At 37.7% G+C, this 14452-nt stretch carries 12 protein-coding genes and 1 tRNA gene; 3 read left to right on the top strand and 10 right to left on the bottom strand.

Features of this window, described 5'->3' with window-relative positions; genetic code table 11:
* The first annotated feature begins 243 nt into the window (after positions 1-243).
* Together CQA43_RS01920 and CQA43_RS01925 are read left to right on the top strand one after the other, a co-directional pair.
* Positions 244-2817: an ATP-dependent Clp protease ATP-binding subunit gene (locus CQA43_RS01920; RefSeq protein WP_115550943.1), complete on the top strand. Its 2574-nt coding sequence runs from the start codon at positions 244-246 to the stop codon at positions 2815-2817.
* A 96-nt stretch (positions 2818-2913) separates the two neighbouring features.
* Positions 2914-2991, top strand: a tRNA-Pro gene (locus CQA43_RS01925).
* 529 nt (positions 2992-3520) lie between these two features.
* Here the strand turns inward: CQA43_RS01925 and CQA43_RS01930 are convergent.
* From CQA43_RS01930 to CQA43_RS01975, 10 genes are all read right to left on the bottom strand, one after another.
* Entirely contained in the window at positions 3521-3910 is a 390-nt protein-coding gene (locus tag CQA43_RS01930; protein ID WP_115550944.1) for a chaperone NapD, read from the bottom strand.
* A 2-nt stretch (positions 3911-3912) separates the two neighbouring features.
* Entirely contained in the window at positions 3913-4929 is a 1017-nt protein-coding gene (locus CQA43_RS01935; protein ID WP_245944191.1) for a WD40 repeat domain-containing protein, read from the bottom strand.
* Positions 4930-4939: 10 nt separating this feature from the next.
* Positions 4940-5482: a 4Fe-4S binding protein gene (locus tag CQA43_RS01940; RefSeq protein ID WP_115550945.1), complete on the bottom strand. Its 543-nt coding sequence runs from the start codon at positions 5480-5482 to the stop codon at positions 4940-4942.
* Complete coding sequence (locus CQA43_RS01945; protein WP_115550946.1) at positions 5482-6003, bottom strand: nitrate reductase cytochrome c-type subunit; 522 nt, start codon at positions 6001-6003, stop codon at positions 5482-5484. Before CQA43_RS01945 ends, CQA43_RS01940 begins: the two co-directional genes overlap by 1 nt.
* Positions 6000-6806, bottom strand: a complete 807-nt coding sequence (napH, locus tag CQA43_RS01950; RefSeq protein WP_115550947.1) for a quinol dehydrogenase ferredoxin subunit NapH — start codon at positions 6804-6806, stop codon at positions 6000-6002. The genes CQA43_RS01945 and napH overlap by 4 nt, the downstream gene beginning before the upstream one ends.
* The gene (gene napG / locus CQA43_RS01955; RefSeq protein ID WP_115550948.1) at positions 6806-7579 is read right to left on the bottom strand and encodes a ferredoxin-type protein NapG; all 774 of its coding nucleotides are present in this window, start codon (positions 7577-7579) and stop codon (positions 6806-6808) included. The genes napH and napG overlap by 1 nt, the downstream gene beginning before the upstream one ends.
* 1 nt (position 7580) lies before the next feature.
* Positions 7581-10397, bottom strand: coding sequence for a nitrate reductase catalytic subunit NapA (napA, locus tag CQA43_RS01960; protein WP_115551234.1), 2817 nt, complete (start codon positions 10395-10397; stop codon positions 7581-7583).
* 241 nt (positions 10398-10638) lie between these two features.
* Positions 10639-11433: a metallophosphoesterase family protein gene (locus tag CQA43_RS01965; RefSeq protein ID WP_245944192.1), complete on the bottom strand. Its 795-nt coding sequence runs from the start codon at positions 11431-11433 to the stop codon at positions 10639-10641.
* A 28-nt stretch (positions 11434-11461) separates the two neighbouring features.
* Positions 11462-13042, bottom strand: coding sequence for an inorganic phosphate transporter (locus tag CQA43_RS01970; RefSeq protein WP_115550949.1), 1581 nt, complete (start codon positions 13040-13042; stop codon positions 11462-11464).
* A 139-nt stretch (positions 13043-13181) separates the two neighbouring features.
* The gene (locus tag CQA43_RS01975; protein WP_115550950.1) at positions 13182-13631 is read right to left on the bottom strand and encodes a GatB/YqeY domain-containing protein; all 450 of its coding nucleotides are present in this window, start codon (positions 13629-13631) and stop codon (positions 13182-13184) included.
* A 115-nt stretch (positions 13632-13746) separates the two neighbouring features.
* On the opposite strand from CQA43_RS01975, the gene flgH reads away from it, so the two are divergent.
* A complete protein-coding gene (gene flgH / locus CQA43_RS01980; RefSeq protein WP_245944204.1) occupies positions 13747-14451 on the top strand; it encodes a flagellar basal body L-ring protein FlgH in 705 nt (234 codons plus the stop codon).
* The last annotated feature ends 1 nt before the right edge of the window (position 14452 follow it).

Consider the following 14452-nt stretch of genomic DNA (forward strand, 5'->3'; position numbering starts at 1 on the left):
AAATACATTACAAAAGTTAAAGAACATTTTTACTCTAAAGATTTTTAGCGCAAAAAAGGAAGCAAAATTATAGCAAAGAAAACTTAAGGGGAGGTTAAAGGGGGGAGGGGCTAAGAAAAAAGTGGTAAGATTTAGAGAATTGATAAAAATTATTTAAAAAATATTAGTAAATTATTATTATGAAACTTGACAATATAAGACTAAAGTTATATAATTTTGGCAATTTTAAACCAAGGAGTTTTTATGAATATCTTAGAAAAATTAACCAATACCTTACAAGAAACATTGGAACAAGGGGCTTCTCTTGCATTGCATAACAAAAATCAAGAAATTGAGCCGATTCATCTTTTTTGGGCAATGCTCACACATACTAACTCTTTATTAAACCAAGCTCTTAACCGCTTAAATTGCGATAAAAATGCATTAGAATTGGAAGCGAAAAGTCTTGCAGGTAATTTACCCAAAAGTAGCCAAGTCAGCAAGGAAAATTTAAGAATCTCAAAAAACCTACAAGAACTACTTAATACCGCTGATGGCTTGGCTATAAGTAATGGAGATTCCTATATTGCACTAGATACTTTTATTCTAAGCGCATTACAACACGATTCTATTAAACAGCTTTTTAGCAAATATTTGGATATTAATGAGCTAAAAAGGACTTTTGAAACAATGCGTGCAGGGGCGAAAATTGACTCACAAAGCGGTGATGAGAATTTAGAATCGCTAGAAAAATTTGGCATTGACTTAACCCAAAAAGCCATTGAGGGCAAACTAGACCCTGTTATCGGTAGAGATGAAGAAATAACCCATATGATGCAGATTCTTATCCGCAAGACGAAAAACAATCCGATTTTACTTGGAGAACCTGGGGTTGGAAAAACTGCGGTTGTAGAGGGGCTTGCGCAAAGAATCGTAAAAAAAGAAGTTCCGATATCTTTGCAGAATAAACGCGTCATTGCTCTTGATATGAGTGCTTTGATTGCGGGTGCAAAGTACCGCGGAGAGTTTGAAGATAGACTTAAAAAAGTTATTGATGAAGTCAAAAAAAGCGGAAATATTATTTTGTTTATTGATGAAATCCATACCATTGTAGGTGCAGGCGCGAGTGAGGGAAGTATGGACGCTGCAAACATTCTTAAACCCGCCCTTGCTAGAGGAGAATTACACACCATTGGCGCAACAACCCTTAAGGAATATCGCAAATACTTTGAAAAAGACGCTGCTTTGCAAAGGAGATTCCAACCCATAACTTTAAATGAGCCCAATGTGAATGAAGCCTTGCAAATTTTACGCGGAATCAAAGAGAGATTAGAAGCACACCACAATGTAACCATCACTGATAGTGCATTAGTAGCGGCTGCTAAACTCTCTAATCGTTACATCACAGATAGATTCTTGCCCGATAAAGCCATTGATTTGATTGACGAAGCAGCAGCAGAGCTTAAAATGCAAATAGAATCCGAACCTAGCGAATTATCCAAAGTTAAGCGCGAAATAGAATCCTTGCAAGTGGAGAAAGAAGCACTTTTAATGGAAAAAAATGACAAAAACAATATGCGCTTAGAGGAAATCAAAAAAGAAATTGAGAATAAAAATGAGAAAAAGAAAAGCTTGGAAGTGCAGTTTGAAAGCGAAAAACAGGTTTTTAACGATATTGCAAACATCAAAATCAAGATTGACTCTTTGCGAACAGAGAGTGAGCTAGCCAAACGCAGTAGCGACTTCAACAAAGCAGCGGAAATTGATTATGGCAAGATTCCCGAGCTAGAAAAAGAATTGGAATCCCAAAATGCAAAATGGGTAAAAATGCAAGAGGCAGGGACATTGCTTAAAAATGCTGTGCTACCAGAATCTATAGCCGCTGTGATTAGCCGATGGACACAGATTCCGATTAAAAAAATGTTACAAGATGAAAAGGACAAGATTTTAGACATTGAGAACGAATTAAAAAAAGATGTTGTAGGGCAAGATAAAGCACTGCGCGCAATCGCTAGAGCCATTAAACGCAATAAAGCGGGATTAAGTGAGCTCAATCGTCCCATTGGCAGTTTTTTGTTTCTTGGACCCACAGGTGTTGGCAAAACAGAATCAGCCAAAACCCTTGCGCGATTCCTCTTTGATAGCGAAAAGAATCTCATACGAATGGATATGAGCGAATATATGGAAAAACACGCAGCAAGTCGCCTTGTTGGTGCGCCTCCGGGATATGTCGGCTATGAGGAAGGTGGGCAACTCACTGAAGCTGTTCGCCGCAAACCTTATAGTGTCGTGCTTTTTGATGAGATTGAAAAGGCACACCCTGATGTGTTTAATATGTTATTGCAAGTTCTTGATGATGGACGTTTAACAGACAATAAAGGCGTTACGATTGACTTTAGAAACACAATTATTATTTTGACAAGCAATATCGCAAGCAGTGCGATTATGGAGCTAAAAGATGAGCAAGAGCGCGAAAATGCAGTAAAAGATGCATTGAAAAACTATTTCAAACCAGAATTTTTGAATCGCTTAGATGATATTGTGATTTTCAATCCACTTGGATTAGAGCAAATTACATACATTGTGGAGATTTTGTTTAAAGGAATCCAGAAAAAACTTGTTGAGCGCGATATTCACATTACATTAGAGCCAAGCGCAAAAGAGTTTATTGCAAAAGTTGGTTTTGACCCAACCTTTGGTGCGCGTCCGCTCAAACGAGCACTTTATGAAGAGATAGAAGATAGGCTAGCGGATTTAATTTTAGAGGGCAAAATCAAAGAGGGAAGTAAAGTTGCTTTTTATGCACAAAATGATGCAATCCAAACACGCATAGAATAATAGCTATTTTAGGGCATTTTCGCCCTATTTTTAAGATTCTTCATTTTAATTTAATATTTTTTTGCTATCATCACAGCCTTACTTTATTTTTTAATTCGGAGTATAGCGCAGTCTGGCTAGCGCACACCCTTGGGGTGGGTGAGGTCGTGGGTTCAAATCCCGCTACTCCGACCATTCTTTAATTGATTTTATTTATCTCTATTTTATTTATGGAATTGACATTCTAGTATTCTTGATTTGCGAAATCCACATAGAATCTGTTTGCGTTCTCACAAGTGTAATCCAAAAATACCTTTTTATTACAACTCTCTAGTAGTTTTGATTTTTCTTTTACATTTTCAAATCTTAGGTTTGGAGAAACTTTCCTCTAAGAAAACCAAAAAACCCTCTAAGATTTCTAACTCCTTGCGCCATATTGGTGCGTTGCAATGACTTCAAACAACCTTATAAGGTTTCAAATTTGCTCCAAAAAACCTACAACATAATTTTTATCCTCATAATTTTAGATTTCAATGTTGTTTATACGATTCATTAAAAGCAAATATCCTTTCCATATTTATCGTAAATTAGTATAAATTTATGTGATTTCTATAAACTTGTATCCAAAGGAAACATTTATAATCAAGAATCTTGCCACTCCTAAGAGGGTGAAATATACTACGCATTGCAAATGTAAGCAGGCTCTAACTTAAGAATCTCTTTACTATTGTATCTTTAAGATTTCGTCCAACGCACCTTGCACATCTCCACTATAAGTGATTTCATTTGCGCTTGTTTGTTCGTCCCGAAGCACTTTTGGGATTCTATCTTGCTTTTGTATCTCCTCTCTTAATGTCTCCAATTCCGTACTATGATAAGCATAAATCATTTGTGCAGACAACACACCCTTTAATCTTTCAATCTGTTTTAGAAGCTTGATTTCCTCCTCAATGCTTTGAGATTCCAAAGTTACGATGATTTTGCCACTTTCGTCTTTGTAATGGCACTCTGCGCCCTTGATTGCATTGATTTTTCCCCAAAGCGACTCTATGTCCTTCTGTGCGCATAGCACAACGAGACTAGACACATTAAAATCCTCTTGCAATGCCTGCATTTTTACTCCTTAAGATTCCAAATTAAGATATTTTTCCCATCTTCACTGCTAATAAGATGATAATCTGTAAAAATAATATTATTCAATAAACTCGTATGTCCGCTTAAATGCATTATTTCTTGTTTATCTGAAATGCGAAAAACATTAATTTCGCTTTGTTCATTTTGCATATAAGCCCCCAATGTGGAATCCGCACTCATTCCCACACTATACACCAAAAAATTTGCACCAATCCCATAAGATTCCACTTTATTTGTCTGCAAATTCAGCTGATACACACCCACTTTTCTATCTTGCCCTGCGGTGATAAAAGTCATTATATCTCCTACTTTAGCAAGTTTGACTTGATATACATTATCCTTATTTTCACCCTCAAGTTCTGCTATTACCTCCCCACTATCCATTACTCCAAAATACAAAATCCCTGATTCGCACGCTACCACATAGCGATTACTCGGAATCTCTAATGCAAAATCCGAAAAAGAAGCTTCAGAGAGCTGCTTGCGGTAAAGAATCTGTTTTTGCTTTATATCATACAACACAATCTCATTGCTCGCGAGTCCTAAAAAAATTCGCTTTTCATCTACAAAAGCTGCTTTTTTAATATTTAAAGATTCCATATTGGGTAACATCTCCAAATGCCCCTTAGAAAATACAAAAAGATTCTTTGTGCCAAAATTCCCCTCACTATGGATTAAAACTTGCTCTCCAAGCCTATCCACGCTATAAACTTTAGGTGCATAAGATTCTGCATAGAAACTCGTAATATCAGGAAGCTTCGCAAGCAATTTTGGCGATGTTTCATATAACTTTAGCTCCAAAACCTCTCCAAAATCCGTTCCAATCAACAAAGAATCTTTGATGAGATGCGTAACAACAATATTATTTTCTAAAACAATCTTTTTTTGAGGTTGAGAAGTTCCTTCTTTTGTGATATTGGATTCCTCTGAATAAATCACCAAAGGCGATACACATAGAATACATAGGATTACCATAATTTTTTTAAGATAAATTCGCATTCACTTTCCTTTAATTTTCACAAGATTCTAATATTATCGCTCGTGCAGGACAAGCCCCGATACATTCCCCACAACCGATACAATGCTTTTGAATCGCAGGATAAAACAACCCACTAAAAGTAATCGCTTGATTCTTTCCTAGCACACTATAACAAATATCTTTGCAGGTGCAGCATAGGGTTTTATGGTAAGCCAAACAAGTTAGTTCATCAATCTTGAGGACAAAATTCCAATGTGGATTCTGTTCTTTTGCGAGTTGCTCCTCTAGCACACCCTTTGGACAAGCCTTTGCACATTCTCCACAAAGCTTACAACCACTTGTTTCAAAATCTATATAAACTGCATTATGTGATATTTTTAAGATTCCACTTCTGCTTTCTTTGTTATAAATTTCCTCGCATACCTTCACACAAGGCACTTGCAAAGATTCCACAATACATTGCCCACAAAATTTAGAAAAAAGAAAGCGATTGGAATTATAGGGCGGCAAGGGCGCAAAGCCCTCTGATTTTGGCTTTAGCAAAACCGTGAAAAGATCCCTACGATTCCGCATTAATTCACACCCTCATTCACAATATCAATCAGATTGGATTTCGTGCTACCATTTTCTTGACGAAAATCAGGTTCAAACTTATTGACAACCAATGGCGCAGCATTGACTTGTGTAGTATGGCAAATCACGCAATTAAAACGCGTTTCGTCCATTTGCTCTTTTAAATCTTTCTTTTTACGAAAATCATAAAAATGCGATTTAGGCATAGGTGTCGCTTTAACTGCTTCTGCAACTTCAGGCAAATGACAACTTGTGCAAGAATTGTTTTCTTTTGTAATAGGCAACATATCTTCCACAGAATGCGAAATCATAGGAGGCGCATTTTCAAATGCTCTATCAATCAATACAGATTCTCCCGCTGCCTTACCATTATAGTCAAATGCGCTCACTTTCACATTTTCATTAAGTAAAGTGCTTTTACGCAAGCCTATTTCATTCTCACTATAACCGCCTTGACAACCTAAAAATATGAATCCAGCCAATGCCACACTCACAACCATTATTGTTTTGTTAAAATTCATTTTTTCTCCTTTTTAAAATCTAAGAGATTAAACACTAAGGCATTATCTCCACAAACTTCAATACAACGTCCGCAACGCGTGCATTCACCACTTTTTATCACACCACTTTCCTTTCCAATGATTCCTAACACCTGCTTTTCTGGACAGATTTTTTTACACTCCATACAATGTGTGCAAGCCTGCAAATCATATTTGACTTTTAAAATCGCAAAGGAACTAATAAGTGAATAAAATGCACCCAAAGGACAAATATGCCCACAAAATGCGTGTTTTGCTACAAATAAATCCAATAAAAACACTACCAAAACAGCAAAAAATCCAACTCCAAGCCCAAAAATAATCCCGCGATGAAGCATAGAAATCGGGCTAATCACTTCAAATGCTGCGACTCCAAAAATTAAAGAGAGCAATAGACTAAGAGCCAAAAACACATAACGCAAAGAATTTTTCAAATAAACAAGATTTCCCAATGTATCCAAACCAAAAGCCCGTCTTAAAAAAGAGGCAAAGTCTGTTATAAGATTCATTGGGCAGACAAAAGAGCAATAAGCTCTTCCTAAAAACAAACCATAAAGCAATAAAATCAACAAAGCACCAAGCAGTGCGTTTGCCCCAACGATTGAACCTGCAAAAAATAACTGCAAAATCGCATAAGGGTCGCTTAATGGAATCACTCCAAAAACAAGTGAGGAGCTAAGATTACCTTGCAGAATCTTAAAGCTTGTATAATTTCCTAATACATACAAGGCTAATAGTCCTATTTGCACGATTCTACGCAAGAATAAATAACGATATTTTTGCATTACAAATCTCCGTTATTCAAATAATCTTGCACTTTAGAGCCAGAATCGCGTTTAGGGATTCTTTCTTTTGCTTCTTGCAAACGCATTTCATCTTCTGCTTCCCAACCTTTAATATAGTTTGTCCCTACTCTACCAAGTGCTATTTCACGTGGCAGGACAATAATTGCAGCCTTTTCTGTGATACAAGCCTTTTCGCATTTGCCACAACCCGTGCAAACCTCACTTTCCACCACAGGCAAAAGATAAGAATGCTTTCCTGTGCGTTCGTTACGTTTAAGTTCTAGTTTAATGGCTTCACCCAAAAGCGGACAGGCACGATAACAAGCGTCGCACTGAATGCCCCAATATGCGACACAATGCTCCTTATCCACAATCGCAACACCCATTTTAGCAAGATTGATTGCAAGTCCTTTTTCATTAGAGACCAATTTGGAATCCAATGCGTCTGTTGGACAAATCGGCACACAAGGAATATCCTCACACATTTCGCACGGAATCTTGCGTGGTTCAAAATAAGGTGTGCCTATGGGCTTCCCGCTTCCTGCGTCTGCAAGCTTTAAGGTGTCAAAAGGACAAGCCTTTACACATAAACCACATTTAATGCAAGTCTTTAAAAATTCCTTTTCATTCAAAGCACCCGGCGGTCTCAAGATAAGAGGATTTGCCCTGCTTTCTTGCAAAAACGCTCCCCAAACCAAACCACCAAGCCCTATAAGCGCAACCGCTTGTGCGCCACTTAGTAGAAATTTACGCCGATTGGTATTTTGCTGCATTTTATGCCTTATACACTTTTACCGCACATTTTTTGAAATCTGTTTGCTTAGAAATCGGACAAGTTGCATCTAAACAGACTTTGTTAATATAGACTTTTTCGTCAAACCAAGGAACATAAACAAGTCCCATCGGTGGGCGATTGCGTCCGCGCATATCCACATGCGCTTTTACCCTACCGCGTCTTGATTCTATCCAAACCGCGTCATTTTGTTGCACACCAAGCTTTTTACCATCTTCTGGATTCATATAACACAATGCTTCAGGCACAGCACGATAAAGTTCTGGCACACGCATCGTCATCGTTCCACTATGCCAATGCTCTAGCACACGTCCTGTGCTTAACCAGAATGGATATTCTTTGCTTGGCATTTCTGGTGGGTCCATATAAGGACGGAAGAAAATTTTTGCTTTGTTTTTAAGTGAAAACTTCTCTTGTGTTTTTGGAGTTACTAAATCTCCACGTGGAAGCTCTTTACCTGCGCCACCATAAAAGGCAAATTCGCCATTGTTTGCCTTTCTTGCATAATAATCATATTTTGCATTAAACCGCCATTGTGTTTCCTTGCCATCTACGACAGGCCATCGCAATCCTCGCACTCTATGATAAGTATCAAAATCTGCTAAATCGTGTGCGTGCCCTACACCAAACTTACGATATTCCTCCCAAAGATACTTTTGCACGAAGAATCCATAACCCTTAAACACTTCTCCATTACTTCCAACCACTTCGCGCTTATCTCCAAAGACTTCAGAATTTATCGTACCTTTTAACATTGTATCTGTTATTTTGTAGGTAAATGCCTCTTTATTTGCATACAATACATCATAAAGTGTGGAATCCTCATTATATCCCATTGCTTTTGCTGCCTCTAGCACATTGGGAAGTGTCAATTTATCATTAATCTTTTTCTCACCCCAAACTTCTTTGAGTTTAAATCGTTTAGAAAATTCCATCATCTGCCAAGTATCACTCATTGCCTCGCCTTGTGGAAGAACTTGCTGTTTCCAATGCTGGGTTCTACGCTCTGCATTTCCATAAGCACCCCATTTTTCATAAATCATTGCCACAGGTAGAATCAAATCCGCAACTTTTGCGCTAATGCCCGGATATGCGTCAGAGACAACAATAAAGTTATCCATTTCTCTAGCAGCCTTAATCCAATGGTTTGCATTGGCAGTATTTTGCCAAGGATTATTCACATGCACCCACGCCCATTTGATTTTTCCATCTTCAAGATTCCGCATAATTTGCATAAAATGTGCGCCCGGTTGTGGATTGATTGTTCCGTTTGGAAGTTTCCAAATCTTTTCTGTCATTGCTCTGTGTTTTGGGTTTGCTACTACCATATCTGCAGGTAATCGGTGTGAGAATGTTCCTACTTCCCTAGCTGTTCCACACGCACTAGGTTGTCCTGTAAGAGAAAATGCACCGCTTCCCGGTTTTGCTTGTTTGCCAAGCAGCATATGCACCATATAGCTTTGCTCATTAACCCAAGTTCCTCGCGTATGTTGATTCATTCCCATTGTCCAAAAACTCACAATTTTGCGATTTTTATCAATATAATATTGCGCAAGTTGTTTAAGTTTGTCTTTAAAAGATTCTAAACTTTCGCTTGAATCGCCTTTTGCGAGTTTTGCAACAAAGTCAAGCGTGTAAGGTTCTAGGGCTTTTTTGAAATCCTCAAAAGAAATTTCCCAATGATTTCCTGCAGCCGCATTGTGTCTGTTTTCCATTGTATCGCCCGCTTTCATACCAAGATACGCAAGCGTTACACCCTCTGCTTCACTGACGATTTTAGATTTTTCTTTTGCTGCAGTATCTAGCTCTGCCACTCCGTATTTCGCGTGTTTAATATCTGTGCGCAACCCATAACCAATATCTGCAAAACCTGTTGTAAAGATACAATTTTTCTTAACAAAATTCCAATCAATTGCGTTTGGATAATTATAAACAATCTCATGTGCAATGTAATTCCAAATTGCCAAATCCGTGTGTGGAGAAAACACAATTTCAATATCTGCCAAATCTGAAGTTCTATTAGAATAAGGTGTAAGATTAATCACTTTTACCTTATTTGGATTGGTGAGTTTTCTATCTGTAACCCTTGCCCAAAGAATCGGGTGCATTTCTGCCATATTCGCACCCCAAGTAACAATCGTATCGGTTAGCTCAATATCATCATAACAGCCTGCTGGCTCGTCAATCCCAAAAGTCTCCATAAACCCAACAACCGCACTTGCCATACAATGACGCGCATTGGGATCAATATTGTTACTTCTAAAGCCACCTTTAATGAGCTTCACAGCTGCATAACCTTCTTGCACAGTGTATTGCCCAGAGCCAAACACTCCAATTCCTGTTGGTCCTAATTCATTGTATGCTTTTTTAAATTGTGCTTCCATTACATCAAAGGCTTTTTGCCAACTCACAGGTTGGAATCGCCCTTTCTTGTCAAATTCACCTTTAGAATTTACGCGCAAAAGCGGTTGAGTTAGCCTATCTGCACCATACATAATTTTAGCATTAAAATATCCTTTAATACAATTTAACCCACGATTTACAGGGGCTGCGGGGTCTCCCTTAATCGCAACAATTTGTTCGTCTTTGGTCGCCACCATAATCCCACAGCCTGTTCCACAAAATCTACAAACAGATTTGTCCCATTTCCAGCCACCTTCTGCTTCTTTTGCTGCTGCTAGAGCATTGCTTGGCAATGCAATTCCAACCGCACTTGCTGCACTTGCTGCTGCTGCCGTTTTTAAAAATTCGCGTCTATTGTATGCCACAAAAGCCTCCTTAAACTTAAGATTTAGCATTTTTAATGCAAAAAAATTATAGCGATTTTGTCTCATTTAAGAATTGATTTAGGTCAATATATACTTTTTTATATTTCGTATTTTGTGGGCTTTAAAAGCTTTGTGATATGTCAATTTTAAAAAACAAAGTGTTTTGCTTATGCAATAACACAGCAGAATTGTCTGATATTTGCAAAAAGATTGCTATAAAAGCTAAAGTCTCTTGCAATCACAAAAATTTAAAGATGATAGGAAGTATTAATTACAGATTGCTTCGTCGCTTCATTTCTCGCAATGATGAGGCTGCCTTGCTAAAAAAATGAGTAAAACTTCGTGGTTTGGTTTGCTCTAGAATCCTAGAGACAAAAGCTTGTTCAAAGATTCGTTTGCTAGGATATTCCAATGCGCTCAATCTTGCGTTTGGTTTGGTGTTATAATAAACACAACCCGTATCAATTGCAGCAAAATTTTCTGTTATCAATACTTCTTTTTGCACATCGTGTCCAAACACATTAAACACTCCATATTTCTTTTTTGCTTCCTTTTGTGGATTGTGCATTTTAAGTCTGCTCCAAGTAAGAGCTTGGGATTCTTTTTTGCGCGTTTTATAATAGGGTAACCCGAATCCGTGCGTAACAAATAATTTCCTCCCTTCCTCATCGCATAAGTCAATTTCCAAGAATCGCGGCAATTCTGTAAGCCATTCTAAGTGCTCGTGGATTTTGCGCAAGCCACCATATCTCCGATAGCTTTCCATTGTTTCATAGCCCCCATTACTAATCCACACGCTTCCTCTACCACTACTTGGAATCTTATGGTAATACTCTAGCATTAGCTCTTCGTGATTTCCAAGCACACAAGCAAACTGATTGGAGATTGCTAAGTCAATTACTTCACAACTTTTATTTCCCCTATCAATCAAATCACCCGTTAAAATGATTTGTGATTCCCACTTTTGCGGTAATTTTTCAATCAACAAACACAAAGTATCAAAGCAACCATGCACATCGCCAATAATATAGACAGGCTTAGAGTTATCCAACTGACTTATTCCCAACTTTTAACTTCCCTAACATCTTTAAAAATTAGAATCCGATTGCAGAAAGCATGAAATAACAAACTGCACTAAAAATAGCAGATGCAGGTACGGTGATAACCCACGCAGCAATAATTTTGTTTATCGCAGAACGTTTGACAAGTTCCTCTTGATAGGCTTCTTTTAGCCTTTTTTGCTCTTTCTTCTTCAATTCTGGAATATCAATATTTTTTTGCGTCCCTTTCGTTTTTTTGTGGTCAATGCTTTTAAGAATTGCTCTTTTTCTACGAATAGAAGCATTGCGAAATTTATCCAAAAATTCTTTAACCTTTTCGTTATCTTCTCCCTTGCGAGACTCTAAAATCTTTAACTCCATCTCTTTGTATTGTCGTTTTAGATGTTCGCGCAAAAAACCTATTCCAAAGACTGCACCAATTGCGATATGAGTAGAGCTTACAGGCATTCCCAATTCACTTGCAACCAACACAGTCAAAGCCGCACTCATTGCAATACAATAAGCACGCATCTGGTCTAATTCTGTAATTTCACTACCCACCGTGCGAATGAGTCTTGGTCCAAAAAGCGCAAGCCCAATAGAGATTCCAAGCCCACCAATCAACATAATCCAAAAGGGCACACTGATTTGGCTAGCGTCAAATGCAACTTTCAAAGCACTATTAATTGCCGCTAATGGTCCAACAGCATTTGCCACGTCATTTGCGCCGTGTGCAAAGCTCAAGAGTGCCACCGCAAAAATCAAAGGAAGAGTAAAAAGCTTGTTAATTTCTTCTTTTTTATTTTCTAGTCCCTCTAAAGCTTTCTTGATGATAGGTTTCACAACAAAATAGACTACAATAGCAATAAAAATGCTAATACCAAATGCGATTTGCGGCTCCAATTGAATGACATGCTTTAAACCTTTGTTGATTAGATATAAACTAAATGCCCAAGTCATAAAAGCTATCAAGTAAGGCACGATATTTTCCGCTGATGTTTTCTTGTTTTTTTTGTAGGTAATGGTATGTTTAATAAAAAACAATAGAATTGCGGCAATCACTCCACCCATTATAGGAGAAATTACCCAACTGCTTGCAATTTTACCGAGTGCAGTCCAATTCGCCACACCAAATCCACCTGCTGCGATTCCAGCTCCTAGAATTCCTCCAACAATAGCGTGTGTTGTAGAAACAGGCGCACCAATCACAGTGGCAATATTTAACCAAATTGCACCAGAAATTAATGCTGCGAGCATCAAAGTAACAAACTGACTAGAATCACCAATGGCATCTGCAGAAATAATCCCTTTACTTACCGTGCCGACGACTTCTCCACCCGCAATCAATGCTCCTAAAATCTCACATATTGCCGCAATAATAATTGCGCCTGTCATTGTCAAAGCTTTAGAACCAACAGCTGGTCCCATATTGTTTGCTACATCGTTTGCACCAATATTTAGTGCCATATATCCACCTACAATTGCTGCAAATCCTAGTAAAATCGGATTCGTAACGCTCTCTGCAAAAGCAACCATTACGATAATAGCAAGGACAAATACAAAGATTATGCTTACTTTTTGCAAACCCTCTTTGTTTATCTTGAACCCTTTATCAGGCTGTAAAAAACTCTCCATACACTCTCCTTAAAGAATATTGCAAAATTTAACATATATCAATACCTTTATAATTATAGCATAGTTTGACCTAACAAATTATTAATTTTAAACAAATTTTCAGAATCTTGCTTTTATTTTGTCTTGGTTTTTTGGGATTCTATTCTAGCATATTCTTCAACATTTCACTTATACGCTTACCATCTGCAACCTCTCCTAATGCCTTGCTTGCAACACCCATAATTTTTCCCATATCTTTTTTGGATTTTATTCCTAATTCATTCAAAATTTTCTCCAATGCTTTGCGCAAATCCTCATCATTGAATTGTTTTGGTAAATATTCCATAATCATTTGCATTTCAAAATTTTCTTTTTGATAGAGATCTTCTCGCCCTGCCTTTTGATAAGCTTCTGCTGCTTCTGCTCTTTGTTTATAAGCCTTTTTAAGAATCAAAATGACATCTTTATCCTCCAAAACTTTTCTTTCATCTACCTCAATTTGTTTGAGCGCACTACTCAGCATTCTAAGCGCATCACGTTTTTCTTTATGATTCTCTTTCATTGCGCTTTTAATATCATTTAAGATTCTTTCTTTGATTGCACTTGACATTCTTAAACCCTTTATTTTGGAATGAGCTTTGCTTAACTCTTTTAAAACTTTAGGATTATACCTAAAATTCACATAAGGAAATGCTATGAAATATAGAATCGTCTTTTTCCGTACTTTGTCGTTTATGTCCTATTTTATGATTGGATTATTGTTTGTAGGTTGTGCCACGACAGACCCACAAATCTCGTTTCGCCCCCCAGCCTATGTAGAAGAGCTACCACCAAAAGAAGAGGAAGATAATTTTGGCAATCCGGGAAGTATTTTTGGGCAAGGAGATAATTTGCTATTTTCTGACCGCCGCGCAATGCAACTTAATGATTTAGTAACCGTAATTATCAATCAAACAGCACAAGCAAGCTCTACTGCCAATAAGAATCTTAATGAAACTTCCAACTCCAATTTGACAGCACCTGGAATCACTTTTGGAGGACCAAGCAGTACCATTGCCAAGCTAACAGGCAAGCTAAACAATCTTACACAATTCGGCATTACAAGTGGCGACAATACTTCAGCTTATCAAGGAACAGGTTCTCAAAACAGACAAGAAACTTTTTCCACAACGATTGCAGCGCGTATTATCAAAGTAATGCAAAATGGCAACTATTTCATTGAAGGTAGCCGCGAAGTGTTGATTAATGGCGAAAAACAAATCATTCACTTAAGTGGCGTTGTGCGCCCGACAGATATTGCGCGCAATAACACCATAGAATCCCAATACATTGCCGACGCAAAAATTATGTATGATACACAAGGCGAGCTAAAGAAAAGCACAGAAAAAGGTTGGGGAACAAAACTTATTGAATCCATGTGGCCTTTTTAAG

This window comes from Helicobacter ganmani, from assembly GCF_003364315.1.
GTDB classification, from domain to species: Bacteria; Campylobacterota; Campylobacteria; order Campylobacterales; family Helicobacteraceae; genus Helicobacter_D; species Helicobacter_D ganmani.